Origin of the sequence: Paraburkholderia sp. SUR17, assembly GCF_029536165.1 — a bacterium.
GTDB classification, from domain to species: domain Bacteria; phylum Pseudomonadota; class Gammaproteobacteria; order Burkholderiales; family Burkholderiaceae; genus Paraburkholderia; species Paraburkholderia kururiensis.
On record NZ_CP120509.1, the window covers coordinates 1,189,705 to 1,211,012 of the forward strand.

General features: G+C 67.2%; 17 protein-coding genes. 8 read left to right on the plus strand and 9 right to left on the minus strand.

Translation table 11 applies throughout. The features are described from left to right. Positions 1 to 211: 211 nt before the first annotated feature. The 6 genes from P2869_RS22785 (at position 212) to hutC (ending at position 6,118) form a co-directional block, all read left to right on the plus strand. The gene (locus P2869_RS22785; RefSeq protein ID WP_026121213.1) at positions 212 to 1,069 is read left to right on the plus strand and encodes a transporter substrate-binding domain-containing protein; all 858 of its coding nucleotides are present in this window, start codon (positions 212 to 214) and stop codon (positions 1,067 to 1,069) included. A gap of 144 nt (positions 1,070 to 1,213) precedes the next feature. Continuing rightward, on the plus strand, positions 1,214 to 1,936 hold the full coding sequence (locus tag P2869_RS22790; RefSeq protein WP_277599645.1) for an ABC transporter permease subunit: 723 nt from the start codon (positions 1,214 to 1,216) through the stop codon (positions 1,934 to 1,936). A gap of 14 nt (positions 1,937 to 1,950) precedes the next feature. Continuing rightward, a complete protein-coding gene (locus P2869_RS22795; RefSeq protein WP_126877543.1) occupies positions 1,951 to 2,697 on the plus strand; it encodes an ABC transporter permease subunit in 747 nt (248 codons plus the stop codon). Positions 2,698 to 2,767: 70 nt separating this feature from the next. Beyond that, positions 2,768 to 3,559, plus strand: coding sequence for an ATP-binding cassette domain-containing protein (locus P2869_RS22800; protein WP_017773643.1), 792 nt, complete (start codon positions 2,768 to 2,770; stop codon positions 3,557 to 3,559). Between the two features lie 17 nt (positions 3,560 to 3,576). Further along, a complete protein-coding gene (gene hutH / locus P2869_RS22805) occupies positions 3,577 to 5,253 on the plus strand; it encodes a histidine ammonia-lyase (RefSeq protein WP_277599646.1) in 1,677 nt (558 codons plus the stop codon). After that, a complete protein-coding gene (gene hutC, locus P2869_RS22810) occupies positions 5,234 to 6,118 on the plus strand; it encodes a histidine utilization repressor (protein ID WP_277599647.1) in 885 nt (294 codons plus the stop codon). Before hutH ends, hutC begins: the two co-directional genes overlap by 20 nt. Before the next feature lie 41 nt (positions 6,119 to 6,159). On the opposite strand, the gene P2869_RS22815 is transcribed toward hutC, so the two are convergent. The 3 genes from P2869_RS22815 to P2869_RS22825 all read right to left on the minus strand — a co-directional run bounded on the left by P2869_RS22815 (position 6,160) and on the right by P2869_RS22825 (position 11,657). Next, the gene (locus tag P2869_RS22815; protein WP_277599648.1) at positions 6,160 to 6,963 is read right to left on the minus strand and encodes a hypothetical protein; all 804 of its coding nucleotides are present in this window, start codon (positions 6,961 to 6,963) and stop codon (positions 6,160 to 6,162) included. Positions 6,964 to 7,069: 106 nt separating this feature from the next. Beyond that, entirely contained in the window at positions 7,070 to 10,504 is a 3,435-nt protein-coding gene (locus P2869_RS22820) for a GMC family oxidoreductase N-terminal domain-containing protein (RefSeq protein WP_277599829.1), read from the minus strand. 244 nt (positions 10,505 to 10,748) lie between these two features. Next, a complete protein-coding gene (locus P2869_RS22825) occupies positions 10,749 to 11,657 on the minus strand; it encodes a hypothetical protein (protein ID WP_277599649.1) in 909 nt (302 codons plus the stop codon). Positions 11,658 to 12,036: 379 nt separating this feature from the next. On the opposite strand from P2869_RS22825, the gene P2869_RS22830 reads away from it, so the two are divergent. Next, on the plus strand, positions 12,037 to 14,019 hold the full coding sequence (locus P2869_RS22830; protein ID WP_277599650.1) for a hybrid sensor histidine kinase/response regulator: 1,983 nt from the start codon (positions 12,037 to 12,039) through the stop codon (positions 14,017 to 14,019). Here the strand turns inward: P2869_RS22830 and P2869_RS22835 are convergent. The 4 genes from P2869_RS22835 to P2869_RS22850 all read right to left on the minus strand — a co-directional run bounded on the left by P2869_RS22835 (position 13,985) and on the right by P2869_RS22850 (position 18,141). After that, a complete protein-coding gene (locus P2869_RS22835) occupies positions 13,985 to 14,737 on the minus strand; it encodes a response regulator transcription factor (protein ID WP_277599651.1) in 753 nt (250 codons plus the stop codon). The two genes, P2869_RS22830 and P2869_RS22835, sit on opposite strands and share 35 nt — an antisense overlap. A 627-nt stretch (positions 14,738 to 15,364) precedes the next feature. Continuing rightward, positions 15,365 to 15,691, minus strand: a complete 327-nt coding sequence (locus P2869_RS22840) for a hypothetical protein (protein ID WP_277599939.1) — start codon at positions 15,689 to 15,691, stop codon at positions 15,365 to 15,367. Beyond that, positions 15,666 to 16,670, minus strand: coding sequence for a cytochrome d ubiquinol oxidase subunit II (gene cydB, locus P2869_RS22845; protein WP_126877535.1), 1,005 nt, complete (start codon positions 16,668 to 16,670; stop codon positions 15,666 to 15,668). Before cydB ends, P2869_RS22840 begins: the two co-directional genes overlap by 26 nt. 61 nt (positions 16,671 to 16,731) lie before the next feature. Further along, on the minus strand, positions 16,732 to 18,141 hold the full coding sequence (locus P2869_RS22850) for a cytochrome ubiquinol oxidase subunit I (RefSeq protein WP_026121216.1): 1,410 nt from the start codon (positions 18,139 to 18,141) through the stop codon (positions 16,732 to 16,734). 535 nt (positions 18,142 to 18,676) lie between these two features. Here P2869_RS22850 and P2869_RS22855 point away from each other — a divergent pair. Then, positions 18,677 to 19,243, plus strand: coding sequence for a putative glycolipid-binding domain-containing protein (locus tag P2869_RS22855; protein ID WP_277599652.1), 567 nt, complete (start codon positions 18,677 to 18,679; stop codon positions 19,241 to 19,243). Between the two features lie 106 nt (positions 19,244 to 19,349). On the opposite strand, the gene P2869_RS22860 is transcribed toward P2869_RS22855, so the two are convergent. Together P2869_RS22860 and P2869_RS22865 are read right to left on the minus strand one after the other, a co-directional pair. Further along, positions 19,350 to 20,234, minus strand: coding sequence for a metal-dependent hydrolase (locus tag P2869_RS22860; protein ID WP_277599653.1), 885 nt, complete (start codon positions 20,232 to 20,234; stop codon positions 19,350 to 19,352). A gap of 74 nt (positions 20,235 to 20,308) precedes the next feature. Continuing rightward, positions 20,309 to 21,211, minus strand: coding sequence for an SDR family NAD(P)-dependent oxidoreductase (locus P2869_RS22865; protein WP_277599654.1), 903 nt, complete (start codon positions 21,209 to 21,211; stop codon positions 20,309 to 20,311). Between the last annotated feature and the right edge of the window lie 97 nt (positions 21,212 to 21,308).

Below are 21,308 nucleotides of genomic sequence, written 5' to 3' on the forward strand. Positions count from 1 at the left end.
AGACCGGTCGTTCCCGCCCCGTGTGGCGCGGAAAGGCACGCCGGTATAAGGGCATACCCGAGGTCGGCCACATTTCCACGCCGATGCACTTGCGCAACTGTTTTTGACTGTGCAAGCTTGTCTATACAAATTTTTAAACCTCGGCACTCAACCTGATCAAGTGGGCGCCCGGCCGCTGAATGATGTTCCCTCAGAGAAAAGGAGATTCGACGTGATGGTCAAGCGCATGACGTGGGTGGCAAGGATGGGCGCCGTGCTCGGCGTAGCGGCGGTGCTCGCCGCGCCCGTGCAGGCGAAGGAATGGAAGTCGGTCACGGTCGCGCTGGAAGGCGGCTATGCCCCCTGGAACCTGACGTTGCCCGGCGGCAAGCTGGGCGGCTTCGAGCCCGAACTGCTGGCCAATCTCTGCACGCGCATCAAGATCCAGTGCAACATGGTCGCGCAGGACTGGGACGGCATGATCCCGGGCCTGCAGGCGGGCAAGTTCGACGTGCTGATGGACGCGATCTCCATTACCCCCGAGCGCGAGAAGATCATCGCGTTCTCGCGTCCGTATGCGGCCACGCCCGCCACGTTCGCCGTCACGGACACGAAGGTGCTGCCGAAGGCCGCCGCCGGCGCGCCGGTCGTGAAGCTCACCGGCGAAGCGAAGACCGACCAGCCCACCGTCGACGCGCTGCGCAAGCAGCTGAAGGGCAAGACCATCGGCATCCAGTCGGGTACGGTCTACACGAAGTTCATCAACGACAGCTTCAAGGACGTCGCCACCATCCGCGTCTACAAGACGTCGCCCGAGCGCGATCTCGACCTCGTGGCGGGCCGCATCGACGCCTCGTTCGACGACGTCACGTACTACGCGGCGCTGATGGACAAGAAGGAGAACGCGTCGATCGTGCTGGCCGGGCCGAAGATTGGTGGCTCGATCTGGGGCCCAGGCGAGGGTCTGGCGTTCCGCAAGCAGGACGCCGATCTGCGCGCGAAGTTCGACACGGCCATCGCGGCGGCCCTCGCGGACGGCACGGTGAAGAAGCTTGCCGCCAAGTGGTTCAAGACGGACGTCACGCCTTAAACGTGGCGACCTAAGCGTGGCGACCTAAGCGTGGCGACCTGAGCGTAACGACCTGAGCAGCACCCCCGCCGTCTTTGGCGGCACGCGCATCGCCTCGTGCGATGCGCGCATCTTCATGACTCGCATCGAGCGAGGAGCAGGCGAATGGAATTGATCGAGATGCTCGGCTTCGGCCCGCAAGGGTGGGGCGGCGTGCTGCTGCTGGCGGCGCTGATGACCGTGGTGTTGACGCTCGCGGCGCTCGCCGTGGGCGCCGTGACGGGCGCGGCCATCGCGGCCGCGAAGCTGTCGCGCTTTCGCGTGGCGCGCGTGCTGGGCGACGTGTACACCACCGTGTTTCGCGGCGTGCCCGAACTGCTCGTCATCTATCTCTTCTACTTCGGCGGTTCCACGCTCGTGACCACGGTGGGGCAATGGTTCGGCGCGGAAGGGTTCATCGGCGTGCCGCCGTTCGTGATCGGCGCGCTCGCGGTGGGCATGATCTCGGGTGCGTACCAGGCCGAGGTCTATCGCGCCGCGGTGCTCGCCGTCTCGCGCGGCGAGCTGGAGGCGGCGCGCGCCATGGGCATGGCGCCGCTCACCGTGTTTCGCCGCATCCTGATTCCACAGGTGCTGCGCTTCGCGCTGCCGGGCATCGGCAACGTGTGGCAGTTGAGCCTCAAGGACTCGGCGCTGATCTCCGTCACCGGTCTCGCCGAGCTGTTGCGCACGAGCCAGGTCGCGGCCGGCTCTACGCACCAGTACTTCACGTTCTTCGTGGCGGGCGGTGCGCTCTATCTCGTCATGACGGGCATTTCGAATCGCATTTTCAACAAGGCCGAAGCGCAGGTGGGCAAGAGTTTTCGCCGCAACTTCGCACGCAACTGACGGGAACCGCCGCCATGCCCATCGACTTCGACTTTCTCTTCGACACCACGCGCCAGCTGCTCGCGGCCGTGCCCACCACGCTGAGTCTCTTCGCGTGCTCGCTCGTGCTGGGCGGGCTGCTTTCGTTCGTGATCGTGGCGATGCGCGTGTCGCCGCACTGGCTGCCGAACCGCTTCGCGCGCGCCTACATTCTCGTGTTTCGCGGCTCGCCGCTTCTGATCCAGATGTTTCTCGTCTACTACGGGCTCGGCCAGTTCGGCGTGATCCGCGAGAGCTTCGTGTGGCCGGTGCTGCGCGACCCGTACACCTGCGCGGTGCTCTCGCTTGCGCTCTGCACGGCGGGCTACACGGCCGAGATCATTCGCGGCGGCCTGATGGCCGTGCCGGTGGGCCAGATCGAAGCGGGCTACGCCTGCGGCATGTCGGGCTTCACGCTGCTCTTTCGCGTGATCGGTCCGATTGCGCTGCGGCAGTGCCTGCCCGCGTATTCGACGGAAGCCGTGCTGCTCGTGAAATCGACGGCGCTGGCGAGCCTCGTCACGGTTTGGGAAGTGACGGGCGTCGCGCAGCAGATCATCCAGCAGACCTATCGCACGACCGAGGTGTTCATTTGCGCGGCGCTCATCTATCTGCTGCTCAATTTCATCGTCGTGAGGCTGCTCGGGTGGCTCGAATGGCGGCTGTCGCGTCATCTGCGCGCGGCGCCCCTTCAGTCCCAGACGCTGCCGCCCACGGCGAGCGCGCAAAGCGGCGCGCGGTGAGGCCTGACCCGGACACACCTTTGCATACCCTCATTCCTCTTTATCCAGCTTCACCGCTGCGGAGACAGTCATGAACGCACCCGCGCCCGTCGCGCTGTCGGCGAAAAACATCCACAAGTCGTTCGGCGAGCATCACGTGCTGAAGGGCATCTCGCTCGATGCCCGCGAGGGCGACGTGATTTCGATTCTCGGCGCGAGCGGCTCGGGCAAGAGCACGTTCCTGCGCTGCCTCAATCTGCTCGAAACGCCCGACGACGGCTCCGTCGCCGTGGCGGGCGAAGAACTCGTGCTGAAGCGCCGCGGCGACGGCAAGCTGCAGCCGGGCGACCGGCGCCAGGTGGATCGCATCCGCTCGCAGCTCGGCATGGTGTTCCAGAACTTCAACCTGTGGTCGCACATGACCGTGCTCGAGAACTGCATCGAAGGACCGATGCGCGTGTTGAAGCGCCCGCGCGCCGAGGCGATCGAGGAAGCCGAAGCCCTGCTCGCGAAGGTCGGGCTCGCGGAAAAACGCGGCCACTATCCGGCGCATCTGTCGGGCGGGCAGCAGCAGCGCGTGGCGATTGCCCGCGCGCTCGCCATGCATCCGAAGGTCATGCTGTTCGACGAACCCACGTCCGCGCTCGACCCCGAACTCGTGGGTGAAGTGCTGCGCGTGATGCGCGCGCTCGCGCAGGAAGGCCGCACCATGCTCGTCGTCACGCACGAGATGGGCTTCGCGCGGCACGTGTCGAACCGCGTGGTGTTTCTCCATCAGGGCTGCGTGGAAGACGACGGCACGCCCGACCAGGTGTTCGGCGAACTGCGCTCGGAGCGCTTCCGCCAGTTCGTCTCGAGCCACCAGCACCGTACCGCCCACTGAGTTTCGCGAGGCTTGCCATGACCGTGATCCGTTCCGACCGTCCGCTCGACTGGCGCGACATCGCCGCCGTCGCCGCAGGCGAAGCGCTGCAACTCTCGGCGAGCACGCGCGAGCGCATCGCGGCGGCGCGCCTGCTCGTGGAGCGCATCGTCGAGCGCAACATTCGCGCCTATGGCGTGAACACCGGCGTGGGGGCGCTCTGCGATGTCGTGGTGTCGCCGGGCGAACAGCGCGCGCTGTCGCACAACATTCTCATGAGCCACGCGGTGGGCGTAGGTGCGCCGCTCTCCGCCGTGCAGACGCGCGCCATCATGGCCGCCGCCGTCAACAACTTCGCGCACGGCCATTCGGGCGTGCGGCTCGAAGTGGTCGAGCGGCTCGTCGCGCTGCTCGATGCGAACTGCCTGCCCGAAGTGCCCGCGTTCGGGTCCGTCGGATATCTGAGCCATATGGCGCACATTGCGCTCGCGTGCATCGGCGAAGGCTATGTGCGCATGCATGGCGAAGGCTGCGCGCCGGAAGGCGAGCGTATCAGCGCGAAAGAGGCGCACCGGCGCCTCGCGCTCGAACCGCTCGTGTTGCAGGCGAAGGAAGGTCTGAGCCTCGTGAACGGCACGCCCTGCGTGACGGGGCTTGCGGCCGTTGCAGTGGCGCGCGCGGAACGGCTGCTCGACTGGGTGGACGCCGTCGCCGCGATGAGCTTCGAGAACCTGCGCGGACAACTGGCGGCGTTCGACGCCGAATCGCTCGCGCTAAGGCTGTCGCCCGGGCTCAACGCCGTGGGGGAACGGCTGCGCACGGCGCTTGCGGATAGCGGTGTGCTGGCCTCAGCCGTGGGCCGACGCACGCAGGATCCGCTCAGCATGCGGACCATTCCCCACGTGCACGGCGCCGCGCGCGACGTGCTGGCGGAAACGGCGCGCGTGGTGGACCGCGAACTGGCGTCGATCACGGACAACCCCATCGTGGCCGGCACGCCCGACGCGCCGAAAGTCTACTCGCAGGCGCATGCGGTAGGCGCATCGATTGCGCTCGCCATGGACAGCCTCGCGCCCGCCATTGCCCAGGTGGCCGCCATGGCCGAGCGGCGTCTGGACCGGCTCGTGAATCCGCTCGTGAGCGGTCTGCCCGCGTTTCTCGCGCAGCCGGGCGGCACCTGTTCGGGCTTCATGATCGCGCAGTACACGGCGGCGTCGCTCGTGGCCCAGAACCGGCGGCTCGCCGCGCCTGCGAGTCTGGACGGCGGCATCACCTCGGGGCTCCAGGAAGATCACCTCTGCCACGCGACGCCGGCTGCGCTCAAGGCGCTCGAAGTTGTGGAGAATGCCGGCCGGATCGTGGCAATCGAACTGCTGGCAACGGCGCAGGCCTGCGACCTTCAGCCCACCGACGCGCCGCGCGCCGCGCTCACGGAAGCGCTGTGGCAGCGCGTGCGGGCGAAGGTGCCGGCGTACTGCGACGACCGGCCGCTCGCCGACGACATCGCCGTGGCGTTCCACCTGATCGCCGACGAAGCGCCGCCTACGTGGCCGCAGCCGGGCAAGGTCGAGGGCGGTTCGGAAACGGCGGCGCTTGAAGCGGCTGCGACCGGCCAGGCTGCTGCGCATGGTGTGGCTACGTCGGGCGTCGCTACGTCGGGCGTCGCTCCGTCAGACCCGGCCGCCAACGACCCGCATGCTGCCCATGCCGGCTGAACAGAGCTCGGGCCGCGTACTCGCGGGCAGCGGCAGCGGTCCGGTTCTGCCGCTGCCCGCGCCCGCATGCGAAGACCCGTTGCGTTGTGCTCCGCCCGCCATCCATGAGGCCCATGTGAATACGAACGAGGAAAGCTCCGTCAGTACGCCGTCCCCGCGCGCCGCGGTGTCGCGGCAAGCTGTGCCGGCCTACGAGCAGATCAAGCGCTATGTCGTGAAGAACATCGCCGAAGGCGTGTGGAAGCCGGGTGGCCTGATTCCTTCCGAAGCCGAACTCGTGAAGGAATTCGGCGTAGCGCGCATGACCGTGTCGCGCGCGCTGCGCGAACTCACGACCGAGCGCGTTCTGACGCGCGTGCAGGGCTCGGGCACGTTCGTGGCGCCGCGGCACTACGAATCCACGGTGCTCGAAATCCGCAACATCGCCGACGAAATCGCCGCGCGCGGGCACCGGCATACGGCTCGCGTACTGACGCTAGAAGCCAGCGACGACGCCCTGGCCCGCGACGCCCTGGGCCTCGCTACCGGACCGGTGTTTCACTCGCGCATCGTGCATAGCGAGGAGGGCGAGCCGATTCAGTACGAGGACCGCTACGTCAATCCGCGTGTCTTTCCGCATTACCTCGAGCAGGACTTCGCGGTGGAAACGCCGAATCACTACATGGTGCGGCTTGCGCCCATCCAGCACGCCGAATTCCGCATCTACGCGCAAAAGCCCGATGCTCACGTGCGCCGGCATTTGCTGATGGAGATCGGCGAGCCGTGCCTCTTGCTGTGGCGCCGCACCTGGGTGGGCGAGGACATCGCGACTTCGGTTCAGCTGTGGCACCCCGCCTCACGGTTCCATTTGGCGGGGCACGTTTAGGGCCTGTTTTCAATGTGACCAGGCCCCGGGCTTACCTGCTCTTACGGATGGGGCTCTTGCCCGGCCTCTCCTGCGCCCGGCGTCGGCAGCTCGTCCGCATACCGCCGATAAAGCCACGACAGCGACGACGCGGTCAGCACCACGAAGAGCGCGTTGATCACGCCTTCCACGATGGCGACGACGGGCCGCAGCCACGTCGCGTCGGGCATCGAGAAGGCCGCGGACATCAGCACGAGCAGCACGCTGCCGATCACGATGACGGGCAGGACAGCGACGCCCGTCACGCCGGTCAGGCTCCAGAAATGCCCGCGGGTGTCATGCCACGTGGCGCGCAGCGCGATGGGGCCGCCCAGCGCGATGGCGGGAAACACGAGGCTCAGGCGCACCATCAGGTAGATCCACGCCAGATAAAGCACGATCAGGAGGAAGACCGCGCCGCCCACGTGCTGCGGGCGCAGCACCAGGGTGAGCAGCAATGCCGCGAGGATGATGGCCAATCCCATGCCGACGGCCACCGCGACATACCGCAGGAGCGGCTTGCCGTTGAGCGGAATCATCGGCTGGGCGCCCTCCCGGAGCAGCACGAAGCGATGCACCTTGATGGACAGCACGGCGTAGAGCACGAGCTGCACGACAAGCATGGCGACCGACGCCAACGCGCGGCCGGCCATATGCATCGCGCGGTCGGCCTCAGGTGCGTCCATGGGCATGTGCGGCAGGGAGACGAACGCCGCGACGGCGAGCACCGCCGCACACGCGGCGAAAAGCGTGGACATCTGCGCAATGGCCTGGCGCGCGCTCGCCCAGCTGCCCGTCACGCAGTCCCGAAAGGTCATCTGTTCCATGGTTGTTGTTCGTCGTTGTTGCAGGTGGCCGCAGTGTAGCGCGCGGCCGCCTGCACGACGATGACAACATGGCCCGTACCGCGCTTCGTCAGTGCATCTTGCATCCTCAGTGCGCGTCCAGATGCCCGCGGATCAGCGGGTACACGTCCGTGGCCGCATGTTTGCCGAAGATGCAGTCGATATGACCGTAGCCCGGAATCACGTGCCGCTCGTACTGCCCGGGCCCGAAGCGGTCCACGAGCATGCCGAAGGTGGTTTCGGTGCTCGCCGGCACGTAGCAGCGGTTTTCCGCGCCGTGCAGGAACGTGAGCGGCAGTTGCAGGCGATCGAGGTGCGGCAGATAGACGTCCTCGCCATCGGCATCCACGAGATGGCCCGCACGCACCATCGCGGCGAGCTGGTTGAAGAGCGTGACGTCGTGAATGCCGAACAGCTCGTCGAGATGCGCGTGCAGCGGCTCGTCGAGTTGCATGTGTTCGTAGAGCAGGCCATAGAGAAACGTCGCGCGATGACAGACGGCGTTGTTGCAGCCCTCGTCGTGGCCCACGGGGAAAAAGCGCAGCGCTTCGTCGAGCAGGTTGCCCGGCCACGACGCTTCGCGCGTGTAGGCGCTCAGGTCTTCCACGCCGAGGTGCTGGAGAATCTGCGGCGTGTGCAGGCCCGCCTTGATCTTTTGCAGCAGCCCCGGCACGGGATGCGCCGACACCTGCGAGAGCACGGCCGAGCGCACGCCTTCGAGCCCCGCGAGCATCGACATGGTGAACGCCAGTGCGCCGAGGCAATGCGCGACCACCTGGATGGACGCGGCGCCCGTCAGTTCGCGCACCTTGGCAACGGCGGCGGGAATGTCCTCGCGGGCGATGGCGTCGGCGGTGGTCGGGTCGCCCGCGCCCGGCAGCTCGATGCTCACGCGCAGGTCGACGAGCCACACGTCGTAGCCCGCCGCGCACAGATACTCCACGAGGTTGGTCGCGATCAGGTCCGTCGAGAAAATGCGGCTCGATACGCCCGAGCCGTGGATCAGCAGCACCGGGCCCTTCTGTTCCTTTGCGTCGCCTTGATAGCGCGTGAGGCGCAGCGTCTTGCCGTCCGCGGTGGGAAAGAACGTGAGTTGCGGCGCGGGCGCGCGCAGCGCGCGGCGCACGCGCGGCGTCTGCGGCACGGGGTCGCCCGCGAGACTGCTCGCGTACTGCAATGGCGCCGCCACGCCGCCGTATTCGGTGAACAGCACGCCCGCGAAGAAGCGGCCGAAGCGCAGGGTCCAGGCGAGCCGCGTCTCGAGATCGGGCGCGTTCGTCACTTCGATGGTGCGCATCTGCTTGAGGAAGTTCTCGGGTGTGATGATGAGCGTGGCCTTCCCGATGACCTCGGGCGTGGGTTCGGCGGACGCAGCTGGCCAGTCGCGCACTTCCACGTAAAGCGTATTGGTCTGCGGCCACAGCTCCAGCAGCGACGAATGCGTGACGATCTTTTGCCCGAAGAACGCGTAGCGTCTGCCCTCCGCCGACTCCAACGTCATGTGGTAGTTCATGTTGCGCCGGTCCACGTTCTCTTCATCGGTGACGAAGAGGTTGAAACGGCCATCGGCGATGGTGAGCGGCTGCGCGGAAAGTGCGGGGCAGGTGAGCGTGCCGGCCATGCGCGCTTCGTGCTGCGGGCTCGCGAGCATCGCCTCCAGATCGTCGGACATCACCGTGAGCGTGAAGCTCATGGGCGACGGCGCGCTGCCGTCCGCGGGCGTGTAGGTGCCCACCATGGTTTCCGTGAAGCGTAGGCCGATGCGCGGCGCGGGCGGCGGCGCGGCATTGCCCGCCGCGGCGTAGTCGATGGACCAGCCGTGCGCAGCGGCCAGCTTCGCGCAGTTGCGCTCCGCGAGCGCGGAGATGGTGAGCAGCGGATTCACGCCGAGCGACATCGGCATCGTGGCACCGTCCATCACGTAGAGGCCTGCGTGCACCGCATCGCCGCTCGCGCCGCGGAACACGCGGCCTGCGTCGTCCACCACGCCGTGCGCGGCGTCGTCGGCCATCGCACAGCCGCCGAGCGGATGCACGGTGACCGTGCGGTCGTTGAAGAGGCCCGTGGAGATCGGATTGCGCACGTAGTCGCCGGCCAGCGCCGCCGTGGCCGCTTCGAGCGTTTTTTCGATGGCCGCGTAGACGGGCTGCTTGCCCGCGTTGGGCCAGGCAACGCGCGCGCGGCCCTCTTCCACGCGGATTTCGCCGCTCTCGTCGTCGTGAGCCATCACGAGGTAGGTCTGCGTGTTGCGCATGGCGCCGTGGTACGGCCCGCGCAGCACGCTTTGTGCGAGGCGGGCGGCGGCGCGCAATTCGGCATCGGCTGCGTCGGCTGCATCAGCGGCATCGGCCGTATCGGCCACCGGCACGCCCTCGGCCGCGGACGCAATGCCGAGCACGCCCATCATCGCCTCGCCGATGGGCGCTGCGAGCGACCCTTCCTCGATCACGTAGCCGTCCCGCACGTCCGGCGTATTGCGTTGGTCGATGATGCCCGCGATGGTCGGTCCCACGGGCGGCACCACGCCGGGCGCCTGCGCGCCCCAGCCCACGCCGTTGATGTCGTGGTCCGTATTAAAGGCGAAGGCGAGCACGTCGCCGTTGCCCGTGAAGTGCCGGCCCACCAGCGGCGAGAGCGGCAGGCCCGCGGCCTGCGAGCGCAGCAGGATCGCCGTGGAGCCGAGCGTGCCGGCGGCGAGGATCACCACGTCGGCGGTCAGGAAGAGGTCGGGCGCGCCGTAGCTTTCGCGTCCCAGGTCCACGAGCTGATAGCGCACCTGCCAGGGCTGCGTCTCGTCGTCGCGTGCCACCGAATGCACGCAGACGCCCGTGAAGATCTGCGCGCCGTGCGCGACGGCGTCGGGCAGGTAGTTCATGTGCGTCGAGTTCTTCGCGCCGTGGTTGCAACCCGAGTTGCAGTCGCCGCAGCCGATGCAGCGCGTCTGCTCCACGCCCGCCGCGTTCTTGCCTGTGGTGAAGGTCACGGTGACGGGCGGCCGGTAGAACGACTGTTCCATGCCGAGCGCGGCGGCCGACTGCTGCAGCGCGTCGAGCTTGGGCAGGCGGGCGAAGTCGGTGGGCACGGGCGAAGGTTGCAGCATGGCCGTGGCGCGCTCGTAACCCTCGGCCACGCCGAGGCGGTCTTCGCGCAGCGCGGCGGGCCAGCGCGGGTCGTCCCAGAGCCGCGGTTCGGGATGCAGCGCGACATTCGCGTTGATGAGCGACGTGCCGCCCAGCCCGCAGCCCACCACCACGTTGACCTCGGGATTCACGTGCACTTCGATGAGCGCGAGCGGCGAACCGATCTGCCCGGCCGCCGTGTTGTACTGCACCTGCGTGAGCCCTTCGAGCGGCGTGGCCGGGAACTCGCCGGCCATGAACTCGCGGCCCCGCTCCAGCACGCAGACGCTGCGCTTCGCGCGCGCCATGCGGTTTGCGGCGATAGCGCCGCCGTAGCCCGATCCGATCACGACGACTTCGTAGTGCGGCTTGAGCGCGTCGATGGCGCTCGACAGACGATTCATGGCCATGCGGTCACCTCGTGTTGTTGACCGGGCGGCCACGGACCTGTGCCCTGGCGTGCCCGAACGTGTTGTGCGCTGCGGGAATGGCGGGAATCAAGCGGACGGCGAAAACGGCGGGACGCGTATTGCGCGTATTCATCGTAGACGGTGCGGGCGGAAAGAAAAGCCGGGCCGCGGCGCAGGCGGTCCTTCGCGGGTGCGGTGCCGTCGCGATCCCGGCACCCGCGCACGCCTGCGCGTCCGATCATGCGGCGGCTTCGTTGAATTCGGGCTCGGCGCTTTCTTCGCAATTGGCGAATTCATCGCGTTCATCGCGTGAATTGAGCGAATTGCGCGACTCCTGCGTATCCCGTGATTCCCGCGATTCCGCCGCGAGCAGGTTGAGCACGACCAGAATGGCCGCGCGATTGTCGGGCTCGATCTCGATGTGAAGCACCTGCGTGAGCCACTGGCCGATTTTCGTCGTGGAAAAATCGGCGGCGTTGCCCGTCTTCTTCGTGGTGACGCCGAGTTTCACGGCGCGGTAGTGATACGAAGGCACGCCGTGCGCCGCGGCCACCGCGGCGAGGCCGCCCTTGTATTCGGAGCACCAGCCGAGACTGCCGGCCAGCACGATGCGCTCCGGTTCGTCGAGGCTCGCAATGAAGGTGCGGGCCGCGGCGCGCACGCCGCACTCGTCGAGGCCGTAGTCGAGCAGCACGCTGCGCACCGGGTCGTCGATGCTGTGAGTGCGGCGCTCCATGTCGAGCAGGATGCCGTCTTCCTCCATCGAAACGTTGCGCTGGTGGCTCGCGCTGCGCAGGCAGTCGATCAGGTAGCGGCGAAAGTAGGCGCACAGCGCGTAGCCGTTGGAGGGCGCGCTGCCCGCGCAGGCTTCGGTGTCTTCGCGGCCGGGCGCGAGACGCAGCACCCGCGCGTAGATGAACTGGGACACGAGTTCGTCCTTGTCTTCGCCCAGCGCGTAGAGCTCGTGCGGGTGGTAGCTGCGCAGCGTGCGGCGCACGAGGTCGTACATCGAGACCATTTCGTCGTCGGAAAGCGCGGTGCGGCGGCGCCAGAGGTCGGGCAGGATGGCGTCGTCGGGAAGGCGGGACGCAGTGGGGGTGGGCGTTGGCGTCGGCCGGCTGCTTGCCGCGGTGGTCAGGGCGTTCATGGCGGTCTCCATCGGGGAATGGCTTGCGCGCGACAAACGGGGGAAGCCGGCGGGGAGGCCCGTGCTGCGGGCGTCCGCGAGGTTCGCGGGGAAAGCGGGGCGCGCGGAAAGTTGCACGCAGTATGGTTTTTGGCCCTCCGTTCGCCTATATGGATTAAGTGATAGCTGGTGGGTAAACTGCGCGGGTAAACCGTCAGGCGCAGGAACGGCGCCCGCTGAAAGGGCGGCGCCAACCGTTGCCGACGCAGCCCAACGGCGCACGTGAATGCAGCCGAACGCAATCGAATGCAACCGGGCGCCAGCGGGCCGCAGCCCAGCAAAGCCAAAGCCCAGCAAAGCCAAAGCAGCCGCACCCTCTATCCGGCAAGGAGACCGCGCGATGCGGGCCAACCCCGTCCAGCAGGCCATCGACGAAGATCAGGTCCGCGTGCTCTACGCGCAGGACCCCATCGCCTTTTTCACCCACTGGTTTTCGCTCGGCACGCTCGTGGCGATCTACTGGTCCGAGCGTCCGCACTGGTCGGCGTCGTACTCGCATCTCTTCACGGCATGGATGGCGTTCTACAGCGCCGCGAACGTGGCCGGGCTCGGGCTGTGGCTGTGGCACCGGTACGCGGCAGGCGCGCTGAGCGCGCGCAGCTGGATCGTGCTGCACGCGCTGCGCGGCGTGTTCATCTACAGCGCCCCGGGGCTGTCCATCTGGTTCGCGTTTCATAGTACTCAGGCCGATCTGCCGGTGCTGCACACCGTCATGCTGGTCACGCTGGCGGCGGGTGTGTTCATGTCGAACGGCTTCGACTTCCTCAACTTCTCGACATCGATTCCGTTCCTGCTGCTGCCTTCCATCGCGCTTCACTTCAGCGCGCACACGTTCGATCGCACGATTCTCGCCATCGTGTTGGCGTTTTTCTTCTGCGCGATCAACGTCTACGCCGCGAGCTACCGACGGCTGTTCCGCCGCGTGGTGGAAGCGCGCGTCGATCAGCAGCGGCTCGCCGAGACGCTCGCGCAGCAAAAGCTGTTGGTCGAAGAGGCGAGCCTCGCCAAGACGCGCTTCTTCGCGGCGGCAAGCCACGACCTGCGCCAACCGCTGCATGCCATCGGATTGCTGGCTGCGTCATTGAACGATCCCGGCGGCGCCGCGGGTCCCGGCGCGGGGAAGGGTGGGGGCAAGGGCGGTGAAGCGGGTACCGAAGCAGGCTCTGGCACGGGCGATGCCGCCCAGGCCGACACCAGCGCCAACCCTAACCCCGATGCCGCGGCGCAGCGCGAGCGGACCGCGCGCCACATCGTCCACAACGTCGAGGCGTTGAACCAGCTGTTCAATCAGGTGCTCGACCTCGCGCGCCTCGAAAGCGGCGTGACGCAAGTGATCCGGCTGCACTTCCGGCTCGCGGAGCTGTTCGAGCGCGTGGGCAACCAGTATTGGCCGCAGGCGGCGGCGAAGGGGCTCGCGCTGCGCATCGCGCCGACGCAGGCCGTGCTCTACGACGACCCGGTGCTGCTGGAGCGCGTGCTCGGTAACCTGCTCTCGAACGCGATCCGCTACACGGAGGAGGGCGCCATCTGGATGGGTTTTCGCCGCGGGGGACGGCCGGACGGCGGCTATATCGAGGTGCGGGACTCGGGCATCGGCGTCGCGGCAGAAGAGCAGCAGCGCATCTTCGACGAGTTCTACCAGGTGGCGAATCCGGCACGCGACGCGCGCCAGGGGCATGGCCTTGGGCTACCCACGGTGAAGCGGTTGATCGACCTGCTGGGCAGCGAACTGCAATTGCGCTCGGCGCCGCAGCGGGGAACGGTGTTCCGCTTCGCGGTGCCCAATGGCGACGCAAGCCGCATCGTGACGAGCCTCGACGATACGGTGACTGCGGGCGCGGCGCCCGAAGGCCGGCGCGTGCTGTGCATCGACGACGAGCCCGCCATTCTGGCCGGGCTGGAAAGTCTGCTCGCGCGCTGGGGCTGCGAGGTGCGCGGCGTGCGCAACGAACATGAGGCCGCGCGGCAGATCGAAGCCGGCTTCGCGCCGGACGCGGTGCTCTGCGACTACCAGTTGGCCGACCATCGCACCGGCGCGCAGGCGCTCGCCGCGGTGCGCGAGGCGCTGCATCGCGCGGGCGTGGTGGACCCGGTGACGCTGCTGATTACGGGGGACATGGCGTCGTCGGAGCTGCATGCGCTCGCGGCGCAAGGCATTCCCGTGCTGCACAAGCCGGTGACGCCGGCGCGGCTGCGCCGCACGCTGCAGACGCTATGGCAGGAGCGCGAGGAGCAGCAGCACCAGCAGCACCAGCAGCACCAGGAGGTGGACTCGGCAAGCGCGACGCTCACAGTGTCTTGCCCGCCTCCAGCCATCCATTGATCACGGCGATCGCCGTGGAGCGGTTGTGTACGCCGAGCGCGCGAAAAATCACGGAGAGGTGCACCTTCACGGTCCCCTCGGCTACGCCTAGCTCGCGCGCAATCATCTTGTTGGTCCAGCCGCGATGGACGAGCCGCATGATGTCCTGCTGCCGAGGCGACAGGTTTTCGAGCAGATGGCGCTGGTGGGGTTGCAGGAGCGAGGTCGTGGCGGGTGTATCGGAGGTAGAAGCGGCGCTGCCGGCGGATCGCGTTGCGCCGGAGTCTTCGTAGAAGGGTGCGGACGGCGCCGCTTCGCGCTGGGCGCCGTCGCGTGCGCCGAGCAGGCTTAGCGCCTCCATCGGCACGTAGGCGCCGCCCGACAGCACCAGTTCGATCGCCTTCAGCATCACGCTGGCCGGCTGCCGCTTCGGCACGAAGCCGAGCGCGCCGGCGGCGAGCACGGCGCGCATTTCGTCGGGTGACTCTTCCGCTGAGAGCACCACCACCGGCAGCGCTGGGTTGCCCGCGAGCAGCGTCGCCAGCGACGCCGCGCCGCTCATGCCCGGCATGTGCAGATCGACGATGGCCAGATCGTGGTCGGCATCGGGCCGCGCGGCGGCCACGAGGGTTTCCCAGCTGTCGGCCTCGTCGAATTGTGCGTCCGCGTCGAGCCCGCGCAGCAGGCCCTTCACGCCCTGGCGGATGAGTTCATGGTCGTCGGCCACAAGAAACTTCATGGTGTCTCCGCGTGCCGGCCCTGCCGGTTGATTGCGCCGCTGCCGCTGCCGGTACGTTGTGCCCGCTGCGCCGCTTCGTTTGCATCGCGCTTGTCCATCGCTCTCGACATCCGTTCCCCGCATCCGTTGCATTCGTCGCGCCTCGCGGCCGGTCCATCGTCAGCCGGCAGGCGCGCCGCTCCCCGTGCGGCGGCGTCTGCCGGCTCCCCGTCGATGGCGGCGGCGAATGTTGCAGCGAACGCTGCAATGTCCCGCCGTGCCTTGCCGGCTTCGTCTCGCGCTTGCCTCTCGCGCGATGCGTGATTGTTCGCACGGCTCGCGAACGATTGCAACGGTTTCGGCGAATGAAAGATTGGTCCCCCCGCGCGCCGTGTTCCCTGCGCCGGCACTCTATGGTCTGTCTGCGACCCAGCGCGTGGTTCGTGGCGTGGCCACGGGCCTTCGCGTCCGCACTGCAGCGAGGCCCCGGCGGCGCTTACGCCGGAGCCTGTTTCGAAGACGGAAAGCGGGAGGAATTTTTGAAGCGCCGGCCAGAGGGGCGGCGAGTGGCCAACGCGTGGCCGGCGAATGGCCGGCAAGTGGTCAGCGAGTGGCAGGCACGTGGCCGGCGAATGGCAGGTCAGGCGCTCACTTCACGGCGAACAGCGTGAGGTTCATCAGCACCTTGAAGGCGAACCCGAGCCCCATGGCGGCGCCCACGCCGCCGCACCACAGCGCGACGAACCAGAACCAGCCGGGCAGGTGGCTCGGCGACCCGACGGAAGGTGTCCGTGCGGCTGCCGCATGGGCAGCCGCGCCGGAGACTGCGGCATTGCGCGTCGTGTCGGTGGCGACGCTGGCGATGCCTCTCGTGCCCGCGACGGCCGGGATGCCCGACATGTCCGACACACTCCGCACACCCGACCCGCCGCCCGTTCCCGCCGCCTGCTCAGTGATAGTGATGTTGGTCGCCATGGCGCACCTTGCCGCGAAAGACCCAGTAGCCCATCGTCGTGTAGCCGATGATGATCGGCAGAATGACCACCGTGCCCGCCAGCGTGAACATCTGGCTCGAGCGCGGCGCCGCCGCCTGCCATACGGTCAGGCTCTGCGGAATGGCGTACGGCCAGAGGCTCACGAGCAGCCCCACGTAGCCGAGCAGCACGAGCCCGAGCGCGAGCACGAACGGCGTGACGTGCTCGCGCCGCTTCACGGCGCGGCGCATGAAGAACGCGCACGCGGCCACGAGGAACGGCACCGGCAGCAGCCGCCAGAAGAGGCCGGAGTCGAACCAGCGGGCGGCAATGTTCGGGTCCTGGAGCGGCGTGCACAGGCTCACGAGCCCGATGAACGCGAGCAGCACCACCGTGAGCGGCCACACCACGCGATGCAGCCGCCGTTGCAGGTCGCCTTCCGTTTTCGCCACGAGCCAGCAGCAGCCGAGCAGCGCGTAGGTCACGACGAGGCCGAGCCCCGTGAGCAGGCTGAACGGTGAGAGCCAGCCGAACGGGTCGCCGGCGAAGCGGCCGTCGTCCATGGGAATGCCTTGCAGGAACGCACCCAGCGCAATGCCCTGGAAGAACGCCGCGCCCGCCGAACCGCCGATGAACGCGAGGTCCCAGAGATGCTTCGTCCGGTTGGCCTTTGCGCGAATCTCGAACGACACGCCGCGGAAAATCAGGCACGCCAGCATGAAGATGAGCGGCAGATACAGCGCGGAGAGCACGGTCGAGTAGACCACCGGGAACACCGCGAAGAGGCCCGCGCCGCCCAGCACGAGCCAGGTCTCGTTGCCGTCCCAGACGGGCGCGACCGTGTTCATCATGAGGTCGCGTTCGCCTTCGTCCGGGAAGAACGGAAAGATGATGCCGATGCCGAGATCGAAGCCGTCCAGCACCACGTACATGAAAAGGCCGAGCGCGATGATGGCGGCCCAGATTGTCGTGACGTCCATTGTGTCCTCGTGGGGTGATCCGATAGTTTTCGTTGCGGTGCTCAGGCGTGCGCAGTGGCCCTCAGGCGTCGATCAGCCCGTCCGCGGCCGAAAGCGGGCGGCGTGCCGTGTGAGCCGGTTCGTGGTCGGGTACGCCGTTGGGCGTGGTGCCGGGCAGCGCGGGGCCGGAGCGCATCAGCTTGAGCAGGTAGTAGATGCCCGTGCCGAACACGAGGAAGTAGACCACCACGAAGGCCATCAGCGAGACGCTCACCTGCTGCGCCGTGAGCGGCGACACTGCCTGCGAGGTGCGCATCACGCCGTATACCACCCACGGCTGGCGGCCTGCTTCAGTGGTGACCCAACCCGCGAGCAGCGTGACAAAGCCGCTCGGTCCCATCGCGATGCAGAGCTTGTGGAACCAGCGCGCCTCATGCAGCCGGCCGCGCCGTTGCAGCACCCACGCCGCCACGGCGAGCGCGATCATCGCGATGCCTAAGCCCACCATCACGCGAAAGCTCCAGAACACCACCGTCGAATCGGGGCGGTCTTGCGGCGGGAAGCTCTTGAGGCCGCGAATCTCGCCGTCCCAGCTGTGCGTGAGGATCAGGCTGCCCAGATGCGGAATCGACACGGCGTAGCGCGTGGTTTCGGCCTTCATGTCGGGAATGCCGAACAGGTTGAGCGCGGTGCCGCCTTGTTCGGTGTCCCACAGACCTTCAATGGCCGCGATCTTGGCCGGCTGATACTCGCGCGTATTGAGCCCGTGCTGGTCGCCCACCACGGCTTGCAGCGGGGCGAGTACGAGCAGCAGGCCGAGCGCCATCGAGAACATCTTCGTCACCGCCTTGTCGCGGCGACCCTTGAGCAGATGCCATGCACCCGTTGCCGCCACGACGAGCGCCGCGACGATGAACGCCGCAATCGCCATGTGCGCGAGCCGGTACGGGAACGACGGATTGAAGATGATCTTGAACCAGTCGGTGGGCACGACGTGGCCGTCCACGATCTCGAAGCCCTGCGGCGTCTGCATCCAGCTGTTGGAGGCGAGAATCCAGAACGTGGAGATCAGCGTGCCGATGGCGACCATCAGCGTGGCGCCATAGTGCGCGCGCGGGCTCACGCGGTTCCAGCCGAACAGCATGATGCCGAGGAAGCCGGCTTCCAGAAAGAACGCGGTCATGACCTCGTACATGAGGAGCGGTCCGGTGACGGGACCCGCGAACGACGAGAAGCCGGACCAGTTGGTGCCGAACTGGTAGCTCATCACGACGCCGGAGACGACGCCCATGCCGAAGGCGACTGCAAAGATCTTCGACCAGAAGAGACAAAGATCCTTGTAGTACGCCTTGCCGGTTTTGAGCCACATGCCTTCGAGCACGGCGATGAAGCTGGCGAGCCCGATGCTGAGCGCGGGGAAGACGATGTGAAACGAGACAGTGAAGGCGAACTGGATGCGGGCCAGATCGAAAGCCGAGAGTGCGGTGTTCATATGCCGATGCCAGATTGACTTGATGCGCCGGCTCATGCCGGTGCGCTTGTTGCTGGTCAGTTCATGCTGCTCAGTTGTTGCTGCTCAGTTGCTACTGAAGCGCTGCCGGATTGTTGTCGAACGACCCCTCGGCAGACGGCGTAAGCGTAGGCCAATGCGTCTGGCTTTGCTGCGACGCGGGGTGTGCCAACACGTCGCAGGCGTCAATGATGCAGATCCTGAAAATGCGGCTAAATCGTTGAGGTGCATCAATTTTTTGTTTCATGTCACGACGAAGCCTGCGCGCGGGTGTGCGGCAAAGTGCGTCAATACACCGCGCCGCACCATGCGGCGACGGCGGCAACAGGTACGGGAAGTGCGGGGGCGGGCGCGTCGAACGGCGCTTCGGAAGCGCAGCGCGCCGAATGCGGCAATGGCGTTACGATGGAGCGCGGCTGCCTGGAGGCAGGAGGCAACGCGTTGACGGACGGCGACGTTGTGTCTCCGGCATCACGAACAGCACAGACGGCACGAACAGCACGAACAGGAGAGGAACATGCGCGAAGTGCGATGGGCATCGGCGGAAGGCGACGGCATCGAGCATCTGACGTTCGACGCGCGCGACGACGGCTTCTACGTGGAGAGCGTGGTGGTGGGGCAGCGCTACAGCAAGCCGTACGGGCTCTTCTACCAGGTGCGCTGCGATCTGCAGTGGCGCACCCTGCGCGCGTACCTCAAGATCGCGGGCGGCGGCGAACTGGAACTGCTCGGCGACGGCGCCGGCAACTGGCACGACGGACACGGCCAGTGGCTGGGCGGCATCGAAGGCTGCATCGATATCGACATTGCCGCCACGCCGTTCACGAACACGCTGCCCATCCGCCGCCTGCAACTCGCGCAGGGCGAGCGTCAGCCCATTTCAGTGGCCTACATTTCCACGCCCGACCTGCAGGTGACGCGTGCCGGGCAGGCCTACTCGTGCGTCGAACTGAACCGCGAGTATCGCTACGAAGGCATCTTTCGCGACTTCACGGCGAACCTCACCGTGGACGAGGACGGGATCGTCATCGACTACCCGACGTTATTCCGGCGGCTTGCGCCGTTGCCTTTGCCGCCGCGCTGAAAGCAGGCGGCACGATGGGCCGCCCGGCCGCCCGGCCGAACGATAGGCGGCACGGCGCGCGTTGCCGTTGCATTGAGAACGGCAGCCCCGCAGGCCGTCATCACGCTCAGGCCGCAGCCTGCACGCGCCGACGTGTCGCCTTGCGCACGGCGTCGGGGTTAGTCGCATTCGCAGCATCCACCGCGGCGACGAGCGAATCGATGCGGGCAAGATGCTCACGATTGTCGTGGTCCCAGGGGTGAAAGCCCGGCCGGAAGAAGCTGAGCCACTCGCCCGCAATGCCCGGAAACACGCCGTGGCGCGGGCCATACAGGAACTTCACGGTCTGCCACAGGCCGCGCAGATGGCCGCCGCGCTTGCGGTCCGCAATCAGCAGGCGCACGTGGTAGTCGAACACGATGAGCCAGAACAGCACCGTGGTCGCGAGCATGGTGCCCGTGCGTAGCAGATAGCGGCCCACGCCGGGCTTCATCACCGTATTCCAGACGTCGAACGAAACGGCCTTGTGCTCCGTTTCTTCGAGCGCGTGCCACGTCCACATGCGCGTGTAGCCGGGCTCGGAGCCCTCGATGCGCGTGGCGTCGGACAACAGCATATTGGCGAGCATCGCCGTGTAGTGTTCGAGCGCCACCGTGATGGCAAGCTGGAACGACTGCGGCAGCGTCTTGCGGAACAGGTCCAGCATCCACCAGAGGCGACGGTCGAGCTTGTGCGCGGGCAGGCCCGCGGCGTCGAGCAGATCGTTGTATTCGATGTGTTCGCGCGTATGCATGGCTTCCTGACCGATGAAGCCGAGCACCTGTTGCTTGAGCACCGGGTCGTCGATACGGTCGCGATAGTTGCGCACCGAGTCCATGAAAAAGCGCTCGCCCGCTGGAAAGAGCAGCGAGAGCGCGTTGAAAAAGTGCGTCACGTACGGCCCCTTCGCGTGCCACGTGCAGGCGCGCTCGGGCGGCAGGGCGAAACGCAGGTCGCGGCGCACGGGCATCATGGCCATCTCTCCTCGGGGTTGCGTCGGTTTCGCGGAAGGTTGCGTGGATGTTTCCATGGGGGCGCGTGCGTCGTTCATGCTTCGTGCTCCACGGCATGAGCGCGCGCACGGCGTTGCGCGATGCGCCGCATGCGGCGCGTCTGCCACACGACGAGCGCCTGGTACGCGGCGGGCAGACTGCGCGCGAGCCAGTCGGCGGCGCGCGCATCGCGCCCGATCAAGATGCGCCGACGGTTGCGGCGTACGCCGGCGAGAATCGTGCGGGCCGCATCGTCGGCGCTCGTGATGAAGAACTTCTCGAAGTCGTCTTTGCCTTGCTGTTCGTCCTCGATCATGAAGCCGACCATGTTCTTCGCGATGCGGCTGGCCTGCGCGATGTTGGTACGAATGCCACCGGGGTGCACGCAGGTGGCGGATACGCCGCAGCCCATCAGATCGAGTTCTTCGCGCAACGCTTCGGTGAAGCCGCGCACCGCGTATTTCGTCGCGTTGTAGCCGCTCATGCCTGGCTGCGCGAAGAGGCCGAACACGCTCGACGTATTGACGATATGACCTTCTCCCGCCGCTTTCAGATGCGGAAGAAACGCCTTCGTGCCATGCACCACGCCCCAGAAGTTGATGCCGACGATCCATTCGAGGTCGGCGTATTCCATGCCTTCGATGGTGCTGGAGAGCGCCACGCCCGCGTTGTTGAACACGAGGTTCACGCGGCCGTGAGCGGCGACGGTTGCGTCAGCCCAGGCGTACATGGCGGCGCGGTCCGCGACGTCGAGCACGCAGGTCGTGACGGTGAGCGGCGCGCCGATCCTGTCGGGTGCCGCGGCGCGCGCGAGCCTGGCCGTTTCGGTGAGCGTGGCGACATTGCGATCGGCGAGTGCGAGGTGGCAGCCTTCGCGGGCGAGCGCCAGCGCGAGCGAGCGGCCCATGCCCGAACCCGCGCCCGTGATGGCGGCAACCCGGTCGGTGAAATGCTTCATCGTGGTTCTCCTGTTCTCCCTGGTGTTGCCTGGTGTTGCCTGGTGTTGCTTTGCATTGCCTTGTCGTTATGAGAGGTGCTTCGCGGCCTTTGATTGC